This window comes from Ruegeria sp. B11 (assembly GCF_056539785.1).
Map to the genome: position 1 here is coordinate 332,758 of NZ_JBQFVO010000001.1, position 21,637 is coordinate 354,394.

The 21,637-nt window shown below is 56.0% G+C and carries 22 protein-coding genes; 14 read left to right on the top strand and 8 right to left on the bottom strand.

Features of this window, described 5'->3' with window-relative positions; all coding sequences use genetic code 11:
- Positions 1 to 51: 51 nt before the first annotated feature.
- Complete coding sequence (locus tag ACR0I1_RS01660; protein WP_170393224.1) at positions 52 to 366, bottom strand: DUF2849 domain-containing protein; 315 nt, start codon at positions 364 to 366, stop codon at positions 52 to 54.
- 245 nt (positions 367 to 611) lie between these two features.
- Between ACR0I1_RS01660 and ACR0I1_RS01665 the strand changes: the two genes are divergently transcribed.
- Positions 612 to 1,085, top strand: coding sequence for an Lrp/AsnC family transcriptional regulator (locus ACR0I1_RS01665; protein WP_010439761.1), 474 nt, complete (start codon positions 612 to 614; stop codon positions 1,083 to 1,085).
- Between the two features lie 106 nt (positions 1,086 to 1,191).
- Here the strand turns inward: ACR0I1_RS01665 and ACR0I1_RS01670 are convergent, their stop codons facing one another.
- Complete coding sequence (locus ACR0I1_RS01670) at positions 1,192 to 2,373, bottom strand: cytochrome P450 (RefSeq protein ID WP_480704698.1); 1,182 nt, start codon at positions 2,371 to 2,373, stop codon at positions 1,192 to 1,194.
- Positions 2,374 to 2,419: 46 nt separating this feature from the next.
- On the opposite strand from ACR0I1_RS01670, the gene ACR0I1_RS01675 reads away from it, so the two are divergent.
- The 7 genes from ACR0I1_RS01675 (at position 2,420) to ACR0I1_RS01705 (ending at position 9,850) form a co-directional block, all read left to right on the top strand.
- Entirely contained in the window at positions 2,420 to 4,153 is a 1,734-nt protein-coding gene (locus ACR0I1_RS01675) for an ATP-binding protein (protein ID WP_170421367.1), read from the top strand.
- Entirely contained in the window at positions 4,150 to 5,379 is a 1,230-nt protein-coding gene (locus tag ACR0I1_RS01680; RefSeq protein WP_170393221.1) for a sigma-54-dependent transcriptional regulator, read from the top strand. The genes ACR0I1_RS01675 and ACR0I1_RS01680 overlap by 4 nt, the downstream gene beginning before the upstream one ends.
- A 318-nt stretch (positions 5,380 to 5,697) precedes the next feature.
- Positions 5,698 to 6,699: a DctP family TRAP transporter solute-binding subunit gene (locus ACR0I1_RS01685; RefSeq protein ID WP_480438504.1), complete on the top strand. Its 1,002-nt coding sequence runs from the start codon at positions 5,698 to 5,700 to the stop codon at positions 6,697 to 6,699.
- A 116-nt stretch (positions 6,700 to 6,815) separates the two neighbouring features.
- Positions 6,816 to 7,493 (top strand): TRAP transporter small permease, encoded by a 678-nt coding sequence (locus ACR0I1_RS01690; protein ID WP_480704701.1) that lies wholly within the window; start codon positions 6,816 to 6,818, stop codon positions 7,491 to 7,493.
- Entirely contained in the window at positions 7,493 to 8,869 is a 1,377-nt protein-coding gene (locus ACR0I1_RS01695) for a TRAP transporter large permease (RefSeq protein WP_170393218.1), read from the top strand. The genes ACR0I1_RS01690 and ACR0I1_RS01695 overlap by 1 nt, the downstream gene beginning before the upstream one ends.
- Positions 8,870 to 9,026: 157 nt before the next feature.
- Positions 9,027 to 9,338 carry a DMT family transporter gene (locus tag ACR0I1_RS01700; protein WP_170562909.1) on the top strand — a complete coding sequence of 104 codons (312 nt, stop codon included), beginning with the start codon at positions 9,027 to 9,029 and terminating at the stop codon, positions 9,336 to 9,338.
- Between the two features lie 65 nt (positions 9,339 to 9,403).
- Positions 9,404 to 9,850, top strand: a complete 447-nt coding sequence (locus ACR0I1_RS01705) for a nucleoside deaminase (RefSeq protein ID WP_170645982.1) — start codon at positions 9,404 to 9,406, stop codon at positions 9,848 to 9,850.
- A 9-nt stretch (positions 9,851 to 9,859) separates the two neighbouring features.
- Here ACR0I1_RS01705 and tpiA read toward each other — a convergent pair whose 3' ends face one another.
- Positions 9,860 to 10,609 carry a triose-phosphate isomerase gene (gene tpiA / locus ACR0I1_RS01710; RefSeq protein ID WP_170465411.1) on the bottom strand — a complete coding sequence of 250 codons (750 nt, stop codon included), beginning with the start codon at positions 10,607 to 10,609 and terminating at the stop codon, positions 9,860 to 9,862.
- Positions 10,610 to 10,729: 120 nt separating this feature from the next.
- Between tpiA and ACR0I1_RS01715 the strand changes: the two genes are divergently transcribed.
- The gene (locus tag ACR0I1_RS01715) at positions 10,730 to 11,644 is read left to right on the top strand and encodes an isopenicillin N synthase family dioxygenase (RefSeq protein ID WP_480704704.1); all 915 of its coding nucleotides are present in this window, start codon (positions 10,730 to 10,732) and stop codon (positions 11,642 to 11,644) included.
- On the opposite strand, the gene ACR0I1_RS01720 is transcribed toward ACR0I1_RS01715, so the two are convergent.
- Complete coding sequence (locus tag ACR0I1_RS01720; RefSeq protein WP_170465407.1) at positions 11,641 to 12,006, bottom strand: HesB/IscA family protein; 366 nt, start codon at positions 12,004 to 12,006, stop codon at positions 11,641 to 11,643. The two genes, ACR0I1_RS01715 and ACR0I1_RS01720, sit on opposite strands and share 4 nt — an antisense overlap.
- Before the next feature lie 164 nt (positions 12,007 to 12,170).
- Between ACR0I1_RS01720 and ACR0I1_RS01725 the strand changes: the two genes are divergently transcribed.
- The gene (locus ACR0I1_RS01725) at positions 12,171 to 12,494 is read left to right on the top strand and encodes a hypothetical protein (RefSeq protein WP_170393212.1); all 324 of its coding nucleotides are present in this window, start codon (positions 12,171 to 12,173) and stop codon (positions 12,492 to 12,494) included.
- Between the two features lie 304 nt (positions 12,495 to 12,798).
- Here ACR0I1_RS01725 and ACR0I1_RS01730 read toward each other — a convergent pair whose 3' ends face one another.
- The 3 genes from ACR0I1_RS01730 to ACR0I1_RS01740 form a co-directional block, all read right to left on the bottom strand.
- The gene (locus tag ACR0I1_RS01730) at positions 12,799 to 13,161 is read right to left on the bottom strand and encodes an SUF system Fe-S cluster assembly protein (RefSeq protein WP_170393211.1); all 363 of its coding nucleotides are present in this window, start codon (positions 13,159 to 13,161) and stop codon (positions 12,799 to 12,801) included.
- Positions 13,162 to 13,256: 95 nt separating this feature from the next.
- A complete protein-coding gene (locus ACR0I1_RS01735) occupies positions 13,257 to 13,535 on the bottom strand; it encodes an NfeD family protein (protein WP_170405488.1) in 279 nt (92 codons plus the stop codon).
- Positions 13,535 to 14,425, bottom strand: a complete 891-nt coding sequence (locus ACR0I1_RS01740) for an SPFH domain-containing protein (RefSeq protein ID WP_170393209.1) — start codon at positions 14,423 to 14,425, stop codon at positions 13,535 to 13,537. The genes ACR0I1_RS01735 and ACR0I1_RS01740 overlap by 1 nt, the downstream gene beginning before the upstream one ends.
- A 175-nt stretch (positions 14,426 to 14,600) precedes the next feature.
- Here ACR0I1_RS01740 and ACR0I1_RS01745 point away from each other — a divergent pair, with 175 nt between their 5' ends.
- The 4 genes from ACR0I1_RS01745 (at position 14,601) to lon (ending at position 19,851) form a co-directional block, all read left to right on the top strand.
- Positions 14,601 to 15,512, top strand: a complete 912-nt coding sequence (locus tag ACR0I1_RS01745) for a nucleoside hydrolase (protein ID WP_480704707.1) — start codon at positions 14,601 to 14,603, stop codon at positions 15,510 to 15,512.
- 63 nt (positions 15,513 to 15,575) lie between these two features.
- The gene (gene tgt, locus ACR0I1_RS01750) at positions 15,576 to 16,706 is read left to right on the top strand and encodes a tRNA guanosine(34) transglycosylase Tgt (protein ID WP_170393702.1); all 1,131 of its coding nucleotides are present in this window, start codon (positions 15,576 to 15,578) and stop codon (positions 16,704 to 16,706) included.
- Between the two features lie 92 nt (positions 16,707 to 16,798).
- Entirely contained in the window at positions 16,799 to 17,209 is a 411-nt protein-coding gene (locus ACR0I1_RS01755) for a DUF6636 domain-containing protein (protein ID WP_170393207.1), read from the top strand.
- A 233-nt stretch (positions 17,210 to 17,442) separates the two neighbouring features.
- Positions 17,443 to 19,851: an endopeptidase La gene (gene lon, locus ACR0I1_RS01760; RefSeq protein ID WP_170393206.1), complete on the top strand. Its 2,409-nt coding sequence runs from the start codon at positions 17,443 to 17,445 to the stop codon at positions 19,849 to 19,851.
- Between the two features lie 51 nt (positions 19,852 to 19,902).
- Here lon and ACR0I1_RS01765 read toward each other — a convergent pair whose 3' ends face one another.
- Complete coding sequence (locus tag ACR0I1_RS01765) at positions 19,903 to 21,489, bottom strand: APC family permease (RefSeq protein ID WP_480704709.1); 1,587 nt, start codon at positions 21,487 to 21,489, stop codon at positions 19,903 to 19,905.
- Positions 21,490 to 21,637 lie beyond the last annotated feature (148 nt).

A 21,637-nucleotide genomic window follows, 5' to 3' on the forward strand; every position in this document is an offset into this window, starting at 1 on the left:
AGTTGCAGCCCCGGACCCGGGGCCTTGAAGGGGAGAGAGAATGGCCTGAGATCAGGCCCGAGGCTGCGGGGAGGTTTCCTGTTTGCCGTGGGCATAGTTGGACGGACCAGTCCGGCGGAAATCCTCCCGAAAGTGGGTGGGTTCGGGGCCGTTTTCTCCGGCCACCGCGTCGGCAAGATAGGCACCGACGATCTTGTTGGCTTGACGCGCGGCATCCAGCAGACGAACTTGTGCGTGAGCTTCGTCCGTGATCAGTTCGGCATCGGACAACTCGCGCGACCACCGGTCATCTTCGGTCTGGTAAATCACATCACCTTCCAACAAGTCGTTGGCGGTGACGACTTTGGGGGTAAAAGCGCGGGCCATCAGGCAAGCTCCTTATTGAAAACCGAGACTACGTGCGGGTATTGCGCAACTCGGGCGACGCCGGGTTTGTGAATGCGCATATTTGTTTGTTTGACCTGCATCGGATCATCTCGTGACTGAATTGACTTGTGTGCCAATATAGGAAATATTCCCGCCAAATCGCCATATGCGCGAAGAAATAAGAACAAATGTTCTATATGCGGTGAGTGAAAGAAGGTTTGTTCTGAATTGGAAGGGAAATTGGAATGTCGGTGCGAATAGACGACACGGATCGGAAAATTCTAGCCGAGCTGCAACGGGATGCCAGCCAGTCGCTTGACGAAATCGCAGCCCGTGTAGGGAGCTCCAAGACGCCGGTTTGGAATCGCATTCGCAAGCTGAAGGGGGCAGGAGTCATTGGCCAGCAAACCGTATTGCTGGATGCCGAAGCGTTGGGCTTTGAGGCCACATTCTTTGTGCTGATCCGTACGTCGGAACATGAGGCTGAGTGGCAGCAGAAGTTCCTGAAAGCGTTGCGCGATCGTCCAGAGGTTCAGGAAGCGCACCGTTTGGCTGGAGACATCGATTACATTCTGAAAGTGCGCGTCAAGAACGCGCGTGCGTATGATGCGTTTTATCAGGCTTTGATTTCAGAGGTACGGGTGCACAACGTCACAGCCTTGCTTTCGATGGAAGAGATCAAATCGACCACCATGCTACCACTGAAGTCTGTCGGATAGGATGAAGCGTGAATGGGGGCGCCGCCCCCGCCGCCCGAAGGCGACTCCCCCGAGATATTTATGGCCAGATGAAGCACGGATCCGGGTTTCTTGACAGGATGTTAAGTCAGACCGCTACCATGAGTTTGGTCAGCCCGTGGAAATGGTAGCTGTCCGAATATTGCGGCTCTGCCGTCAGCTCTAGCTTTGGGCATTGCTGGAACAGGATGGGCAGGGCGATCCGCATCTCAAGCCGGGCCAGCGGAGCGCCCACACAGAAGTGAAGGCCACCACCAAAGCTAGTATTAGCGCTTACATCTCGCATCGGGTCGAATGTATCGGGTTGGGACCAAGCAGCAGGGTCGCGATTGGCTGCGCCCAGAAGCAAGGCAACTTCGTCACCACGCGCAAAGCGGTGACCGAAGAGTTCAATGTCTTCATAGGCATAGCGTCTGAACATGTGCAGTGGTGGATCGAAACGCAGGATTTCCTCGACTGCGCCGTCGATGGTGCCGGGCGTCAGGACATACTGCTGTGTACCCGTCGTCAACATAGTCTTCACGCCATTGCCAATAGCGTGCACGGTGGCCTCGTGACCGGCGTTCAGCAACAAAATGCAGGTCGTGATAAGTTCGTCCCGCGAGAGTTTTTCGCCATCTTCCTCTGCCGCGATCAACCGGGTGATCAGATCGTCACGCGGGTCAGTGCGGCGTTTTTCGATGTATTCTTCGAGATAGGTGGTAAAGGCTTGTGTGGCACGGACGGCTTCGTCTTCGGTCTGGCGCGTCCGGTTTGCCTGATACATGGCCACCATGGCGTGCGACCACTGCAACAGTTGCGGTGCCATGTCTTCCGGCACACCAAGCAGACGGCAGATCGTGATCACGGGCACTTGGGTGCAAAAGGCTTCCAACAGATCAAACGGACCGTCGGGGAACTGCTGGATTAAATCGAGACACAACTGTTCAGTGGACCCCTCAAGCGCCGTGATCGCGCGAGAGGTAAACGCCCGCAGTACCAGAGAACGCAATCGAGTATGACGCGGGGGTTCAAGCTCTAACATCGAATGGGATTCGACTTCTAGCCAGGGTGCAAGATGGTCTGGGCCGGGTTTTGCAAGTTCCGCTGGGATTTCACGCCCGAGGCGACGATCGCGCAGCAGAATTTGCACCGCTTTGTGCGAGACAGCCGCGACAAGGCCGTAGTCTTTCCAGTAGAACAGATCGCCCAACTGACGTGCGCTGTCATAAAAGGGGTATGGGTTTTGCACGAATGCCGGGTCGGTCGGGGATTGGGTCAGCGTCTTCATGCGGTGCAGACTTGCCATGGCGGCTGCTGAATGCAAGACCCTAGATATGCAACGTTTTTGGATCATAGCCGGTTTCTTATGCGCGGTCGGATTGCTGTCAGCGGCGGTCTGGACTTATGGCTATCGTCAGGCCCTGTCGCAACTGAGCGAGAAGGCCGAGGCTGATTTGGAACTGGCCGCCGACCGTCTGAGCACGCAAATGCAGGTCTATCAGGAAGTGGCCGCCTTGATGGCGGATCATCCTGCTTTGCAGGAGCTAGAAACATCAGAACAGCAACGGGCCGCCCGAAAGGTGCTGCTGGATGTGGCAGACAAAACCGCTGCCGTTAACGTTATGTACCTGAATCCGGAGGGGCAGGTTCTTGTCGCGGCCCAACCGGTGACGCAACGCGATATGTCCGCACATCCGGCCTTCGAGCGCGCCATGCAAGGTGCCTTAGGCAGCGCGCATGGGGTCGAAGACGCAAGCGGCGATCGCATCTATTCATATGCGGCCCCTGCATTTGGGGAATTGGGGCAGATACAAGGCGCGTTGATGGTTCTGGCCGATGTGCAGGACGTTGAACAAACTTGGCGCGGTAGCACCGATGCGGTGTTTTTCGTTGATACGGATGGGGTTGTCTTTATCTCGAACCGATCGGATCTGCTACTATGGCGCCGCGGGCAAGGGCAGCAGGGCCTGATGTCACCCGAAGGTGAGAATGTCGATTTCGCCTCAACCTGGATTGCGGGATATGAAGTGTGGAAGCTCAATTGGGGTCGCTATCTGCCCCGTCGCGCCCTGCATCTGACGCTCGATCTTCCGGTGATTGCGATGACCGCAGAGATGCTGGTTGATGTCGCCCCGGCGCGCCGGTTGGCGGGGTTGCAGGCGGCGGCGGTTGCGGCGATCTGTTTCGCCTTTGGTGCTTTGTTGTTTCTGGCCTCGGAACGCCGTCGGACACTTGCAGAGGCAAATACCGTGCTGGAAAGCCGGGTCGCGCAACGTACGCGCGCCTTGACGGCGGCTAATAGCGCTTTGCGCCACGAAGTTGCCGAGCGGCAGGAGGCGGAGGCCGCGCTCAAACAAGCGCAGGCCGATTTGGTTCAGGCTGGTAAGTTGAGCGCTTTGGGCAAGATGTCGGCTGGCATCAGTCATGAATTGAACCAGCCCTTGATGGCGATTCAGCAGTTCGCCGACAACGGGTCCGCCTTTCTTGAGCGCGGCAAGGGCCAGAGAGCTGGCGAAAATCTGGGCCGTATTTCCGATATGGCCGCACGCATGGCGCGGATCATCAAGAACCTGCGGGCTTTTGCGAGAAATGAAAGCGAACCAATGGGGCGCGTTGATCTGGTTCAGGTTCTGAACACTGCCACCGAATTGACTGAGGCGCGCCTGCGCGATGAGAATGTCGCGTTGGAGTGGGTGCCGCCAAAGACTGCGGTCTATGCTTGGGGTGGAGAGGTGCGTCTTGTGCAGGTGTTTGTCAACCTAATCAATAATGCAGCGGATGCGATGGTCGATCGACCGACGCGCAGGATATTGGTCACTCTGTCAGGGGGGAAGCCTATTCGCGTGTCTGTGCGGGATACCGGACCCGGCATCGAGGACCCCGACCGCGTGTTTGAGCCGTTCTACACCACAAAAACAGTTGGGACGTCCGAGGGGATGGGGCTGGGGCTGTCGATATCCTACGGTCTGGTTCAGAGCTTCGGGGGGGATATTCGCGGTGCCAACACGGACGAGGGTGCTGAATTCACGGTTGAACTGGAACCCTTTGAAGAAGATGAGGCAGCATGATCCGCAAAGTGCTTTTGGTCGATGATGATGCCGCCGTACGTGAGGCCTTGGCGCAAACCCTCGAATTGGCCGAGTATGAACCGGTCACCGCGGGATCTTTCGTGGCCGCAAAGGATCATATTCATCGTGACTTCGGCGGTGTGATCATCTCGGATATTCGCATGCCGGGGCGGGATGGGTTTCATCTGCTCGCATACGCGCGCGAGGTTGATCCTGAGCTTCCGGTGGTATTGCTGACAGGTGAAGGCGATATCCCGATGGCGGTACAGGCCATGGGGCAGGGAGCATTTGATTTTCTGGAAAAGCCCTGTGCAGCAGCGGACTTATTGGCGGTACTCGAACGAGCCTTTGCCGCGCGCGCAGAAATTCTGCAGGAACGCGAGCAACGGCGCGAACTTGAGCGTGGCGATCCCGCAGCACGCATGCTGTTTGGGTTGTCAGATCAAGCCGAGGCCTTGCGTGAGCGAGTGCGGAGCGTAGCGCCAACACGGGCCGAGGTACTGGTTACCGGGCCAGCGGGTAGCGGAGTTTCAAAGGTCGCTGAAGTTGTCCATCTGATGTCTCCGGTTGGACAGGGGCCATTTGTCAAACGCCCTGCCTCAGGCCTGAACCCGGATGATTTGTTGCGTGTCTGTAAGGATGCGGCAGGCGGATCGCTGTATCTGGATGAGATCTCGGCGATGTCGGATGCCACGCAATACGCCGCGCTGGAACTGATCGAACAAGGGACGGAAGCCAGAATCATCGCAGGGGCAACGGCCGATTTGTCGGACCTTACTGCACAGGGAAGGTTCAATGCCGATCTGTTCTATAGGTTGGATGTCATGCGGGTGCGAATCCCGGCCCTGTCAGAACGGCCCGAGGATATCCCCGTCATCTTTCGCCGCTATGTGGCGCAGGCCGCTGAGCAGGCCGGGATTGCGGAACCTGAAGTGACACCCGAGCATCTGGCCTCGCTGATGGCGCAGGATTGGCCGGGCAATGCCCGATCGTTGATGTCGGCGGCAATGCGGTTTGTGTTGGGGATGCCGGATGAGGTTGCACAGGCCGCTGATCTGGGGTTGAGCGAGCAATTGGCGCGTGTTGAGAGGTCTTTGCTGATTGCAGCCCTTGGGCGCCACAATGGCAAGGCTGCGGATGCCGCCAAAGCACTGAAGCTGCCGCGCAAAACTTTTTATGACAAGCTGACCCGCTACCACATCAGGCCAGAAGACTATCGTCGTTAGCAAAACGCTTCTGCCTGGGCGGGCTGCGGTTGCGCTGCGTCTTAAGCGAGCGATTCGCTCGCATCGATTCGGATATTGTGCGGAAATTCGCACAAGGTGCTGACTGTCTGTGCGAAAAATCGCACAGCGTAGTTCTGCCTAAACACCAGATTTATAACCAACATCATTTAACCGTAAGAAATTATTCGGAAAAAACAGATTTCAGCAACATCTAAACAAAATGTTGAGAGTGAGGAGCCGATTCGGTTCACTCCGCAACATACGGCGCTGATTGAGCGCTTGATGGAAGTTTTAGGGAAGTCTGGGAGGATAAGACTGATGAAATTCCTGACAACGGCAGCAACTGCAATCGCACTGTCCGTGACAGCGACCGCTGGTGTAGCAGCTTGCGATGATGGCGAGATCGTCGTGAAGTTTGCGCATGTGACCAATACGGATAAACACCCCAAGGGCATCGCCGCTTCGCTGCTTGAGCAGCGCGTCAATGACGAGATGAACGGCGTGATGTGCATGGAGGTTTATCCGAACTCCACTCTTTACAACGATGACAAGGTTCTTGAAGCGATGCTGCAGGGCGACGTGCAGTTGGCCGCGCCCTCGCTGTCGAAGTTTGAGAAGTTTACAAAGCAATTCCGCCTGTTCGATCTGCCGTTCATGTTCAAGAACATCGATGCTGTGGATGCGTTCCAAGCCTCGGCTGATGGTCAGGCGATGAAAGACAGCATGCAGCGCCGCGGCCTTCAAGGGCTGGCATTCTGGCACAATGGCATGAAGCAGATGTCTGCGAACAAGCCGTTGGAAGATCCTTCGGATGCGAACGGCCTGAAGTTCCGCGTTCAGTCTTCGGACGTATTGGTTGCCCAGATGGAAGCAATTGGTGGCAGCCCTCAGAAGATGGCGTTCTCGGAAGTGTACGGTGCTCTGCAACAGGGCGTTGTTGACGGGCAGGAAAACACCTGGTCGAACATCTACGGCAAGAAGTTCTTCGAGGTGCAGGACGGCATCACAGAAACGAACCACGGTATCATCGATTATCTGGTTGTAACCTCAGTTGACTGGCTGGACAGCCTGGAGCCTGAAGTTCGCGATCAATTCCTGACGATTCTCGCCGAAGTGACCGAGACCCGTAACAAGGAGGCCTTTTCCGTAAACGAAGCTGCCAAGGCTTCGATCACTGACGCAGGGGGCATCATCCGGGAACTGAACCCCGAGCAGCGCCAGGCCTGGGTCGATGCGATGAAGCCAGTCTGGGACAAATTTGCCGGTGACGTTGGTCAGGACAAGATCGACGCCGCACAGGCGATCAACGCCGGGTTCTGATCCCGGTTCAAGCCACGCGTCCGGGGACTGGGGAGTTATGGACGCATAGGCTGGGCGGGCCTTAATGGCCCGCCACACTCCCACCACTCTCATCAAAAAAATGCGGGGACAGAGAGATGTCTGGTGCGAAACCCGGCCAAGGCGGGCTGGTCGACCATATCGAAGAAACCATGATTGCGTGCCTGTTGGGTCTGATGACAATTGTCACCTTCGCCAATGTGATCGCGCGGTTTGTATTCAATTCTAACATTCTTTGGGCGCTGGAACTGACAGTATTCATCTTCGGTTGGTTGGTGCTGCTGGGTGCGTCTTATGCAGTGAAAAAGCATGCACATCTGGGTGTTGATGCGATCCTGAACATGCTGGCCCCCGCGCCACGCCGGGTTTTGGCGCTGATAGCCGTGGCTTGCTGTCTGGTGTTTTCTCTGCTCCTGCTCAAGGGTTCGTATGACTACTGGGCAGTGTTTGCCGATCTGCCGCCCACCTCGGGTCGCTGGTTTCCGACCGGCTTTGACATGAGTGCGCGCAGCCAGAGCTTCTATGAAGTTGATGATATCCCGATGGTCGCGCCGCTGCGGTTTCTGGAAGATATGATCAACTATGGCGAGTATTACGAGAAACTGCCCAAGGTCGTTCCGTATTTCGTTCTGCCTCTTTCGATGTTGCTGCTGGTGATCCGTTTTGCACAGGTCGCAGTACAGATTTGGCGCGGTGAAACTGATCGCCTTGTAGCTAGCCACGAGGTTGAGGACGAGATCGAAGAAGTCCGCGCCCAGCAGGGGGAGCATGACTGATGGACGTCGTACTACTTTTCTCGATGGTCATTGGCCTATTGTTGATCGGAGTTCCGATTGCGGTGGCACTTGGTCTCAGCTCGACCCTCTTCCTGCTGATCTATTCCGACAGCTCATTGGCTTCGGTCGCTGGCACGCTGTTCGAGGCATTTGAGGGGCATTTCACCCTCTTGGCTATCCCGTTTTTCATTCTCGCGTCATCTTTCATGACCACAGGTGGAGTGGCGCGGCGGATCATCCGGTTCTCGATCGCTTGTGTAGGGCACTTGCCCGGAGGTCTGGCAATTGCTGGCGTCTTCGCGTGTATGTTGTTTGCGGCCTTGTCGGGTTCGTCTCCGGCGACAGTTGTCGCAATCGGGTCGATCGTCATCGCTGGCATGCGTCAGGTGGGCTATTCCAAGGAATTCGCCGCCGGTGTGATCTGTAACGCAGGTACACTGGGCATTCTGATTCCGCCATCAATCGTGATGGTGGTCTATGCGGCAGCCGTGGAGGTTTCGGTCGGGCGGATGTTCCTTGCGGGCGTTATTCCGGGTTTGATGGCCGGTCTGATGCTGATGATCACCATTTACGTCATGGCCAAGGTCAAGAACCTTCCCAAAGGCGATTGGAAAGGTTGGGGCGAAGTCTTCACGTCAGCACGCGAGGCCGGCTGGGGTCTGTTCCTAATCGTCATCATCCTCGGCGGTATCTACGGAGGTATCTTTACCCCGACCGAGGCCGCGGCTGTTGCTGCCGTCTATGCGTTCCTGATCGCAAGTTTTGTCTACAAGGATATGGGTCCGCTCAGCACCGAAGGGGATGCGCAGAACATCTCGCTGCTCAAGAAACCCTATGCGTTGATCACGGCCTTTGTGCACCCCGACACCAAGCATACACTTTTCGAGGCGGGCAAACTGACTGTCACGCTGCTGTTCGTGATCGCCAACGCGCTGATCCTGAAACATGTGCTGACGGATGAGCAGGTGCCCCAGCATATCGCAAGCGCCATGCTATCGGCGGGTCTGGGGCCAGTGACTTTCCTGATTGTGGTCAACGTGATCCTGCTGATCGGTGGCCAGTTCATGGAGCCCTCAGGTCTGCTGGTCATTGTGGCCCCGCTGGTGTTCCCGATTGCCATCGAGTTGGGTATCGATCCGATCCATCTGGGCATTATCATGGTGGTGAACATGGAGATCGGGATGATCACGCCTCCGGTCGGGTTGAACCTGTTCGTAACCTCGGGCGTGGCAGGTATGCCGATGATGAGTGTTGTGAAGGCAGCGTTGCCGTTCTTGGCCGTGCTGTTCGTCTTCCTCATCATGGTTACGTATATCCCGTGGATTTCGACATTCCTGCCCAACACATTCATGGGGCCTGAGATCATAACCAACTAGATCGGTTAAACCGAGCATATGAACCGGGCGGTGTAATCCGCCCGGTTTTTTTTGTCTTGAAACTGATGCCCAAACGCATATCTGAGGGTCAGAGGACGACCTCACCATCATGGACGATTATTCGGGACGACCCGATCTCGGAAAGTGAGGTGTTCTTATGCCCTGGATATTACTGTTGTTTGCTGGCCTGCTCGAAATCGTCTGGGCCGTCGCGATGAAGCAGACCGCTGGTTTCACGCGGCTGTGGCCGACGGCGATCATGGGTGTTGCGATGATCGGGTCATTTGGCCTGCTTGCAATGGCCATGCGGGATCTGCCGCTTGGTACCGCCTATACGATCTGGACCGGGATCGGCGCAGTAGGGGCGTTCACTATTGGCATCCTGTTCCTGGGTGAAGCGCTGACGCCCATGCGGATCGGCGCTGCGGTTCTAATCGTGACGGGTTTGGTCATCATGAAACTGGCCTAAGCGTTGACCGCCGTTGTGGTGTCGGGCAGCTTTGCGAAACAACTCCGAACAAAGGACACCTGCTTATGCTGACCGACACCGATGCACGCTTGCTGCGCGTTGCCTATGATGAGGCGAAAGCTGGATTTGACGAAGGAGGCTGCCCAATCGGTTCAGTGCTTGCGCGGGTTGGTGAGGTCGTCGCACAAGGGCGTAATCAGCGTGTCCAACTGGGCGACCCGATCGCCCATGGGGAAATGGATGCGCTGCGCAAGGCAGGGCGGCAGAAGACCTATCGCGATACTGTGCTCTATACCTCGCTGTCGCCTTGCATGATGTGTTCTGGCACGATCGTACAGTTCGGTATTCCGCGCGTTGTGATCGGAGACACCGTGAATTTTGGCGGCAATGAGGACTTCCTGCGCGATCGTGGTGTCGAGGTCATCATCGCAAATGACCCGGACTGCATTGCATTGATGAAGCGTTTTATCGAAGAGAAGCCCGCGCTTTGGGCCGAAGATATTGCCGAATGAGGTTGGCGATCAGGCGCTTTCAAGCGCCTGAATGATGCCCGAGAAATCATTTGCTTTCAGACTGGCGCCACCCACCAACGCTCCGTCAACATTTGAAACGCCAAAAATCTCGGCAGCATTACCGGGTTTGACCGATCCGCCATACAGCAGGCGGACTGACCGGCCGACACCTTCGCCAAATCGGCGTTCCAGACGTGCGCGTATGAAATCGTGCACTTCTCCGATCTCTTCCAAAGTTGGAACCTTGCCGGTGCCGATGGCCCAGATCGGCTCATATGCGACAATCAGGTTCTCGCCTGTCGCTTGATCCGGGATCGAACCCGACATCTGTCCACCGATGATATCCAGAGTATTTGCTGCTTCGCGCTGCTCAAGGCTTTCACCGACGCAGATGATCGTCTTCAGGCCTGCATCCATGGCGGTGCGGGCTTTGGCACGAATGTCTTCGTTCTGCTCAGCATGATCTTCACGGCGCTCGGAATGGCCAAGGATCACTGCGCTCGCCCCTGCATCCAACAGCATCTCGGCACTCAGATCCCCGGTATGCGCACCCGAGAGCGCCGCGTGGCAGTCTTGGCCACCAACAGTAATGCCCGAACCTTCAACCGTATTTGCCGCGCGATGAAGCAAAGTGGCTGGTGGGCATATCAGGATTTCTACCGCAGAAGATGGGTGCGAGGCTTTCAACGCTTCCAACTCGCTCAGCGCAACGCCAGTTCCATTCATTTTCCAGTTGCCTGCCGCCAACTTACGCCGCATCGCGATCCCTCCGGTTTTCTGCTTTGAATCCTCGGATATCACCCGCAGGCGGGGCTGACAATTCCGGTTGCATAGCGCTACTTGTCAGGACACATTGCGCGCGTTGTTGCGGAGGATGGCATGATAGACGATCTCGATCTCGCCAAATTGGATCTGCGTGATCCAGCTGAGATGGAAAAGCTGAGACGTGCTGTTCGCCAGATCGGATTTCTAACGATCTTCAATTCCGGCCTTGATGCCGCCCGTGTGAAGCAGGTGATCGACGCGTATCGCGATTTTTTTCGTCAACCCGATGAGATCAAGCAGAGCGTCGATATGGCAGCTACGGGTGCCAACCGCGGTTGGGGTGCGCCGCGTTCCGAACAGGTGGATCTCAGGGCGAACCCGGATTTCAAAGAAGTCTTTGATAGCGGTTTTGAACTGCCAGCCGATGATCCCTATGCGGGGCGGGGATTAAGTGTGTATGCCCCAAATCTCTGGCCAGACGGGGCCGACGCCTTTCGGAGAACGATCCAGAGTTACTATTCAGACGCCTGCTCAGTTGCCATTCGCGTTTTGCGCGCGATTGCGATTGCCATCGGTAGGGATGCAAACAGTTTTGATGCCGCCTTTGATACACCAATGGCGCTGCTGCGCGGTAACTTCTATCCGCAACGCCCTGATTGGGCGGGAGAAAAGGACTTTGGTATCGGCGCGCATACGGATTATGGCTGCCTGACTTTGCTGGCCACGGACGGCACACCGGGTCTGGAAGTTCGTATGCCTGATGGCGATTGGCAAGCTGTAAACGCCACGCCGGGACAATTCATAATCAATTTCGGGGAGATGCTGGAGTTTTGGACGGCAGGAGAAGTCAAAGCGACCGAGCATAGAGTCAAAGGCAGCGTGAACGAGAGGATCTCGGTTCCGTTGTTCTTTAATCCTTCTTACGACACAAATGTTGCGCCGCCGGGTTCATACGCCACGATCCGCGCCGGAGAGCACCTGACGCGGCGATTTAACGAGACCTACGTCCACCTAAAAGCTGCGAGTTAGCGTTGTTCAGCCAAGGTTTCGTCGAACTTAATCGATTCTCCGCATCCGCATGCATCGACTACATTCGGGTTTCGGAACTTGAACCCGGCCTCAAGCAGTGAAACCTCGTAGTCGATCTCGGTTCCGAACAGGAACATCTGTGCCATGGGGGCGATCATTACACGCGCGCCATCCTGCTCGACCACTTCGTCGTTCGGGTCGGCATCATCGACGTAGTCCATGGTGTATTCCATCCCCGCACAGCCGCCTTTCTTGACGCCGATGCGCAATCCGGTGTGACCGCCGGATTTCATAAGCCGAACAATCTGTTCAGCAGCTTTAGGTGTCATGGTCACGGCTTGTTTGCCGGGAATGCCAAACATGGTGGGCTCCGTTATCGCGCGTTATCTCTAATCTAAGGCCGACACGCGCCGGGCTCAAGAGAGAGCCTGTTCAAATACACACTCCGCGCAGGGTTGTCACGATGGTGCGCAAAGCTTTAGCGTACCTGAAGTAAAGGACAGGCATTCCAGAGAGGTTTGGATCGATGAGAGCGCAGAACTGGGCAGGAGCAGCCATTTTCACATCTATGTTGCTGGCGTCCGCGTCTGCGGCACTTGCGATAGATGACACAAAACGGCACCCGGTCAACTGTGCTACCGCACCCGGTGATCTGCGCGCAATCGCAGCTGAAAAGAAACATGCCGAGGACCAGCAGGCTGAAAGCGTGTTCTCGATCCTCCCTGCCGGTGCCTTGCTGGGTCTCGTCACAGGAACCGAGAGCAAGCACCTGAAGATGCTGTCAGGCGACTATATAAAAGAGCTGGACGCGCGCGCTGCTGAAATCAAATCGACCTGTAACATAGAATAATCAAACAAAAAGGGCCGCTCTCGGGCAAGAGCGGCCCGGAATGGGCCAATTGAATGGGGGATGGCTATGGTCAGAGGCCCATGCAATTCACGAAGTATGTCAATTTAGCGGGGCAATCGGATAAGACGCCCGCGACTCGACATCCTGCGCCAGCACGTCCAGCAGATCGAAAAACGAATGCTTAATCACTGGGTCAGTACCTGAGGACCTTGTGACCCAGCATTGTGACAACATGAAAACGGTTAAGTAACACGCAGTACACCGTTTTGTAACATCGCCATGTTTTTTGTGAGTAAATCGAGAGTTACATGAAACCCAGCTCAAGCCGGGCTTCATCTGACATCATTTCCATGCCCCAAGGTGGCTCCCAAGTCAGTTCGACGTCGACCTCTTTGACGCCTGCAACGGGTTCGATTGCTTCCACGATCCAACCGGGCATTTCGCCTGCGACAGGACAACCTGGCGCAGTGAGGGTCATGATCACCTTGACCGCGTTTTCTCCGGTGATGTCGATCGTATAGATCAGACCGAGATCGTAGATATTGACCGGTATTTCTGGGTCAAACACCGTCCGGCAAGCTTCGACCACGGGTTCGTAGAGCGGGTGATCGATGGTCGAGGGAGCGATTAGGGGGCTGCCTTCGAACTGTTCACTGGGGTGGGTCATTGATGCCTCGGGTCTGTTACCTGAGAAATTATATAGGGAAAGTGCCGGGCAGCGTCCAGAGGTGCCGTGGCGCCTGATTTGGGCGCCACGACAGATCAGTCGTTGATGTCGTGCTTGAAGGTTTTGACTTGGCCGTGCGGCAAGGCAAACATACGGCGCAGAACCAGCCATGCGACCAGTGACAGAACGGCAAATATCAACAGCAGAACAGGCAGGGATGGCGTGAGGCCAGGGATCAGCAAAACCACTCCGGTAATGGCTGCACCGATGGCAAAACCCAGGAAAATGAAGCCGGGCAGCGCGACCTCAAGGATGCCCAGAGCAAGCGCTCCGGCCAACCAAATCCACCACGTCAGCCAGAATGGATCGGCCATCATTTTCCTCCTTTAAGCATGTTGAAGGCATTGCCGAAGGCTTCAAGGGCGTTTGCAGGCACAACGATGGTCTGCGAGCCGGTGCCGTTGCCTAGGGCGTTCAGCGATTCCACCTGTTTCAACGCAACCTGATACTGTGCCGCTTCCAGCCCGTTGTCTTGAATGGCCTTTGCCACGACCTGAGTCGCATAAGCTTCGGCCTCAGCCGAGATTCGGCGGGCCTTGGCGGTCTGCTCTGCCGCATAAAGTTCGGCATCTGCCTGCAGCTCAACGGCACGCTTTTGGCCCTCGGCCTCGGTCACCTGTGCGCGTCGGGCACGTTCGGCGTTCAATTGCTGCAACATCGCGTCACGAGTGGCCTGATCGAGGTTCACGTCCAGAATCTCGGCGCGGGTTACTTCGATCCCCCAATCGTCAACGGCGGTTTCGACACTTTCCTGAATACGTTCAATTAGTTGCGCCCGGTTCGATTGCACTTCATCCAGGTCCATCTTGCCGATCTCGGCGCGGACGATACCGGCTACGGTCGTTGCAATCGCACCGTCGACATCGCGGATGCGATAGACCGTCTTTTCCGGCTCGAGAATGCGGTAGAACACCGAGGTATCGATCTGCACCAGAACATTGTCCTTGGTAATTGCGTCTTGCGTTGCGTTTGGCAACTGACGCTCAAGGATAGATATCTTGTGGCGGGCAACATCTAGAAAAGGAACGATAAAATTGATCCCGGGCCCAAGCACCGAATGCAGGCGGCCAAACCGTTCAACAACGTATTTCTCGGATTGAGGCACGATCTTGATGCCCTTGAAGATGACAATGGCAATAAGCGCCGCTGCCAGCAGGTAGATAATGTTTGAAGTAATCAGTCCGATAATCTGGTCTTCTATCATACTGTCCTCATTTATTGTGTACTATGGTATACATATTGGGATTGAATCGCTCAATTTCAACTCTGGTATGGATTGTACAGGCTGGAATGCAAATCTGTGAAAGCGTTCATACCGGCCAGAAATTCCCTTTTGTGGCAGCTTTGCATCCCACTGGTGTTTGCGTTATCGGACGAGGATGAAACTGATAATAGATACGGACCCCGGCATCGACGACGCAATGGCCATTGCCTATGCCGCCGCTGCCTCCGAAATTGACCTGATCGGCCTGACCACCGTGTTCGGCAACACCCATGTGCATCAATCCAGCCGCAATGCGCGGTTTCTGGTGGACAAACTAGGGCTGGGCATTCCCGTGGCCCAAGGCGCGCCATTCGCTTTGGGAGAGACCACGCATTCACCTTCGGAACATGTGCATGGCCCCGAAGGTTTTGGTGACCTGACCAAGATTGATGAGATAGGCGAAAACCACGCCCTGTCTGCCGCCGAGTTTCTGGTCGACATGGCGCGCACCCATCGCGGTGAACTGGTTGTATGTGCGGTTGGGCCATTGACCAATATCGCTGATGCCATGCGATTGGACCCCGAGTTTGCGGACAATCTTGGCAAGCTCGTTATCATGGGTGGTGCTGTATTCTGCCCGGGCAACATCACCGAACATGCCGAGGCGAATATCTATCACGATGCCAAAGCTGCAGACGAAGTCTTTGCCGCGCCGCCGCCTACGATTCTGGTGGGATTGGATGTGACTCTGAAAACGCTCTACGAGACCGCTGATTTTGAGGCGCTCGCTGAACGTTCCCCTGACATGGGTGGTTTTCTGCGTGATATCTCGCGCTTCTATTTAAAGTTCTACAAAGAGATCGGTGGGCTTGAAGGGTGCGGACTGCATGACTCGACTGCCGTTATCGCCTGCACCCATGAACCGATGTTCGAAATGGTCGAAACGGGTGTGCAGGTGGCGTTGGACGGGGCTGAGATCGGTGCGACTCGTCCTGACCCTGCACGGCCACCAGTGCGAGTGTGCCGGGATGTCGATGGGGCAGGGGTGGTGCGCCTGTTTACGGACCGTGTAGCCTCGTTGCCCTGACGGGTTGCAATGCCCTTGCAGATCGGGCAAAGCCTGCCCGGTTCAGCGATCCAAGGCGTTACCATGACCCAGCGATTTTCTTTCGACCTGAAAGCCACCGATGGCAAGGCCCGCACAGGCGTGATCAACACGCCGCGCGGTGAGGTGCGAACGCCGGCGTTCATGCCTGTGGGCACAGCCGCGACCGTCAAGGCGATGATGCCGGAAAGTGTGCGTGCCACGGGTGCCGATATTCTGTTGGGCAACACCTATCATCTGATGCTGCGCCCAACGGCCGAGCGTATCGATCGTTTGGGAGGCCTGCACAAGTTCATGAACTGGGACCGGCCCATCCTGACGGATTCTGGCGGATTTCAGGTGATGTCGCTGGCCGGTCTGCGCAAACTGACCGAGAAGGGCGTGACCTTTAAATCTCACGTCGATGGCTCGAAGCACGAATTGACGCCGGAACGGTCGATGGAAATCCAGCGGCTTTTGGGCTCGGACATCGTCATGTGCTTTGATGAATGCCCTGCGCTGCCCGCCGATCGCGACCGTATCGCCGAGTCCATGCGCCTTTCGATGCGGTGGGCTGCGCGGTCGCGTGAAGCGTTTGGAGACCGCCCCGGACATGCCCTGTTTGGGATCATGCAGGGCGGGCTGGAACAGGATCTGCGGGAAGAAAGTGCCGAGGCGCTTAAGCAGGTCGGTTTTGAAGGCTACGCCGTCGGCGGCCTTGCCGTGGGTGAGGGGCAGGAGGCCATGTTCAGCTGCCTTGACTATGCGCCTGACTTCTTGCCCCAGGATAAACCGCGTTATCTGATGGGCGTAGGCAAGCCTGATGATATCGTAGGTGCCGTTGCACGCGGGATAGATATGATGGATTGCGTTCTACCTTCGCGGTCGGGTCGCACCGGGCAGGTGTTCACGCGTTACGGTGTGGTCAATATCAAGAACGCCCGCCATGCTGACGACCCGCGCCCGCTGGATGAGAACTGCACATGCCCCGCGTGTTCAAGTTATTCTCGCGCCTACTTGCATCACGTGTTCCGCTCGAATGAGATGATCTCGGGCATGCTGCTGACTTGGCACAATCTGCATTACTTTCAGGAAATCATGCAGGGAATGCGGGACGCGATTTCACAGGGCACATTCGCAGATTGGCAATCGCAATTCCACGCGCTTCGGGAGCAAGGCGATATTGAACCGCTGTAGATTGTGGCCATTGCGGTGACAAACGCGGTATTTTTTGCTATACTGTTCGCGCATTATTTACCATTTTCATTTGTTTTGTTCAGGAGGATTCAATGCCTCGCTTTATTGTTTCTCTCGCAATCGTTCTTTGCGCATCGACATCTCTTGCGGATGTCTGGACCTTCGAAACCCCGTCCGAGAATATTCAGTGTGTCGTCGGGCAGGGGGCGAGTGTTTCGGACCTGTCTTGCACCATAATTGAGCGGAGTGGTGCGCCTGCGTTCCCGCGCCCGGCGGATTGTCAGTCGGACTGGGGACATGATTTTTTCATGACCAATACGGGCGCCGTCCGCATGCTGTGCCAACCAGTCAGCCATAACCGGGACGGATTTGACCGTGCAGACTACGGCGTAACCGGAGAGTTTGGCGGGTTCGTCTGCCATTCCTCGAAAAAGGGCTTGGAATGTAGAAACGAAGTCGGTCATGGCTTCTTTTTGTCGCGAGCTAAGCAGAGGGTGTTCTGATCCACGCTGGATGATTTGTTGCCCGTTTTAAAGCTGGGTTCGCTAAAATCGGTGGATATGTCTGTCGGATGCCTTGAAGTCCCCAAATCATCGGGTCATGCTGCATCACGACAAATGACGATGAGGTTGAAATGGGGGAACAGGTGCCCCACCTTTATCGTCCAAGACAGGAGATGGCCAAAGGTTGCCTGAATCAGGGACCAGCGCCGTCTTGCCAATGATAAGGATAGAGCATGCAAGAGCCTCTGAATTCCTCATACCCCGTCCTGCCGCTGCGCGATATCGTGGTCTTCCCACATATGATCGTGCCGCTGTTCGTGGGCCGTGACAAATCGGTCCGTGCCCTGGAAGAGGTGATGCAGGATGACAAGCAAATTCTGTTGTCCAGCCAGATTGATCCTGGTGAGGATGATCCGGAAATCGACGGTATCTACCGCTCGGGCGTTCTGGCCAACGTGCTGCAACTGCTGAAACTGCCCGATGGCACCGTGAAGGTGCTTGTCGAGGGGCAGGCGCGGGTGCAGATCACAGAATTCCTTGAAAACGATCAGTTTTTCGAAGCGCGCGCCGAGTATCTGACCGAGATTCCGGGCGATGTCACCACGACCGAAGCGCTGTTGCGCACCGTCGCGGACGAGTTTGAGCGCTATGCAAAAGTGCGCAAGAACATCCCCGAAGAAGCGCTGGCTGCTGTTGGTGAAACCACCGAGCCTGCAAAGTTGGCCGACCTTGTGTCAGGTCATCTGGGCATCGAGGTTGAACAGAAACAGGAACTGCTTGAGACGCTCTCGGTGAGCGAGCGGCTTGAGAAAGTCTATGGTCTGATGCAGGGCGAAATGTCGGTTCTGCAGGTCGAGAAAAAGATCAAGACCCGCGTCAAATCCCAGATGGAGAAGACGCAGCGCGAGTACTATCTGAATGAGCAGATGAAAGCCATTCAGAAGGAGCTTGGCGATGGTGAGGACGGCAGCAACGAAGTTGCCGAACTGGAAGCCAAGATCAACGAGACCAAGCTGTCGAAAGAGGCGCGCGAAAAGGCCGAGGGTGAGCTGAAAAAGCTCAAGAACATGTCGCCCATGTCGGCTGAAGCGACCGTTGTGCGCAACTATCTGGACTGGATCTTGTCACTGCCGTGGGGCACCAAATCCCGCGTCAAAAAGGATCTGGGTCGCGCGCAGGACATTCTGGACGCCGATCATTATGGACTTGAGAAAGTCAAAGAGCGGATCGTCGAATATCTGGCGGTTCAGCAGCGCTCGAAAAAGCTGAAAGGCCCGATCCTGTGCCTTGTTGGCCCTCCGGGTGTGGGTAAAACCTCGCTGGGTAAATCGGTCGCAAAAGCCACGGGGCGCGAATTCATTCGCATCTCGCTGGGTGGTGTGCGCGACGAATCTGAGATTCGTGGCCACCGTCGGACTTATATCGGGTCGATGCCCGGCAAGATCATTCAGGCGCTGAAGAAGGCGAAAACCACAAACCCTCTCATCCTGCTCGATGAAATCGACAAGATGGGGCAGGATTTCCGTGGCGATCCAGCCTCGGCGATGCTGGAGGTGTTGGACCCGGAACAGAACAACACGTTCATGGATCATTATCTTGAGGTCGAATATGACCTGTCCAACGTGATGTTCCTGACCACGTCTAACAGCTACAACATGCCTGGGCCTCTGCTAGACCGGATGGAGATCATCCCGCTGGCCGGTTACACCGAAGAGGAAAAGAGCGAGATCGCCAAGCAACACCTGATCGACAAACAGGTCAAAAACCATGGTCTGAAAGCCAAGGAGTTTGAGCTGACCGATGAGGCGCTGCAATCGATCATCCGCACCTATACCCGCGAGGCGGGTGTGCGGAACCTCGAACGCGAAATCGCCAAAGTGGCGCGGAAATCGTTGACCAAGATCATCAAGAAAGAGGCGGAGACCGTAAAGGTGACGCCCGACAATCTGGATGATTTTCTTGGAGTGCCCAAGTTCCGTTATGGCTTGGCTGAACAGGACGATCAGGTTGGTGTAGTCACTGGCTTGGCCTGGACTTCGGTCGGTGGTGATCTGCTGCATATCGAGGCTCTGAAACTGCCCGGCAAAGGGCGGATGAAGACCACTGGTAAGCTGGGCGATGTGATGAAGGAATCGATCGACGCGGCGTCGTCTTACGTCCGATCAATTTCGCCTCAGATCGGGGTTAAACCGCCGCAGTTCGACAAAATCGATATCCACGTGCACGTGCCCGATGGTGCGACGCCAAAGGATGGTCCGTCTGCGGGCTTGGCTATGGTGACCTCGATTGTTTCGGTCCTGACCGGTATTCCTGTGCGCAAGGACATCGCCATGACAGGCGAGGTTTCGCTGCGCGGCAACGCGATGCCGATTGGCGGGCTGAAAGAAAAACTGCTGGCTGCCCTGCGTGGCGGGATCAAGACTGTCCTCATTCCCGAAGAGAATGAAAAGGATCTGGCAGATATTCCCGACAACGTGAAAGAAGGGCTGGAGATCATCGCGGTCAAACACGTCTCGGAAGTACTGGAGCAAGCGTTGATACGTAAGCCCGAGTCAATTGAGTGGGATGAGGCCGCTGAAGAGGCCGCTGCCGCTGCCGCCAAGGCGGCCGAAGGGGCAGGACCGTCGGCAACAGCCCACTAAGCCTGAAACAGATTAATTAGAAAGGCGGGGTCATTCCCCGCCTTTTTTTGTTCAAAGTCCAATGACAGGTTTGGTCGGGTCCAGCACCTCTTCGTTTTCGATGTAAGCTTGGAATTTTTTGTCTGACAGCGCCGAGCGTACGGCGAGCGCAAAAATCACCGCCGAAAATGCCGCACACAGCACAATGTCCCAACCAAACGGGATCTGCTTTTGCGCGCCTTCTCCAAACTGACCCATGTAGGAGATCAGCCCCAAACCACAGAAATAGGGCATCAGCCAAAGCGCCTCGGTCGCGTCCATTTCATCGAGCCGATTGTGAAAGCGGATCAGCAGCAGCGCCATGCCGATGAGCAGTGCAATTCCCAGCCTCCAGACCGTGTCCCATCCGCTCCAGTAGACGATCAGGGTTGAGATCGCGAAGGCCGTGAGCCCGACAAGTTTGACGGCGGGAATACGGATTGAGCGCGGGCGGTCAGGCATCAGATCGCGTAAGCACACCACGGCGATTGGGCCGACCGCGAATGAAAGCACAATGGCGGCCCCGTTCAGGGCGATTACGGTTGCGAACGGGACCGTCAGTAAAAACAGAGTGCCAATCAGAAAGTTGAGAGCCAAGGCCCAAAGCGGTACTCCGAACGATGACAAGATCTGCAAACGTTTCGGCAGGAACCCGTTTTGCGACAGGGCCAGAGCGATACGGGCGTTCGATCCAGTTGCAACCAACCCATTGCCAAACGGGCCGATGACCGACCCGACGTTCAGCAAGCTGAGGAACCACAATATCCCGACGGACATGATGACGCCATCCAACGGACCTTGCCCACCGAAGCTGAGACTCGCCCAGCCATCGCGGATCATTGTGGGATCAAGCGCGCCGATAAAGGCCACCTGTAATCCAAGGTAGATCAGGGCACATAATACAATGGACAGAACCAGAGCAGCCGGGATGTCGAATTTTGGGTTTCGAACTTCTCCCGCCATATCAACAACATGTCGGAAACCTATAAAGGAAAAGATCACTCCACCGGTTGATACTGCGGCCATGATGCCTTTCAGGCCGTAGGGGGCGAATCCGTCAGGTGCGGAGAAATTCTGCACGTCAAAGCGGGTCGCGATCAACAACACGGACAAAACTATCGGAATGGCAATCTTGGCCCAGGTCAGCGTTGCATTTACCTGTGCAAAAAATTTCACGCCTAGTGCGTTCACAGCGACGAACAGCAACATGAACAGCAAGGCGACCGAAACACCAGCGCCGGTCAGTTCGCCGGTATCTGCGGCGTGGAGCCATGACGCGTAGGGTGCGAGGTATTTAAGCATGGCTTCAACTTCGATCGGAGCGGTGGTGTTGTAGCCAATCCAGGCCGTCCATCCCATCGCCATCGACACGATGTTGCCGTGTGAGAACTGAGGGACGCGTGCGATTCCGCCTGGGATAGGTAACATCGCTGAAATCTCGGCGAAGGTTATTGCCAGTATGAACATCGCAACGGCGCCAATAATCCAAGAAAGAACCGCGGCGGGGCCTGCGTGTTGCACGGCGAGCAGGGGGCCGAAAAGCCAGCCTGACCCAATGATTCCTCCAACCGAAATGAAGGTCAGGCCGACCAGGCCAATTTCCCGCTTCAGTTTCGCCATGTTATTTCTCGCCCAAAGAGGGGTGCCTTATTGGTGGCTATGACATCAGGATAAGCAGGCCACGGGAAACATGGCAAGCACCACATATCATGCAGAAAAATCGCGAAAACGAGGTCTGACCGATTCATCTTCTAAATCCTGCTGGGCG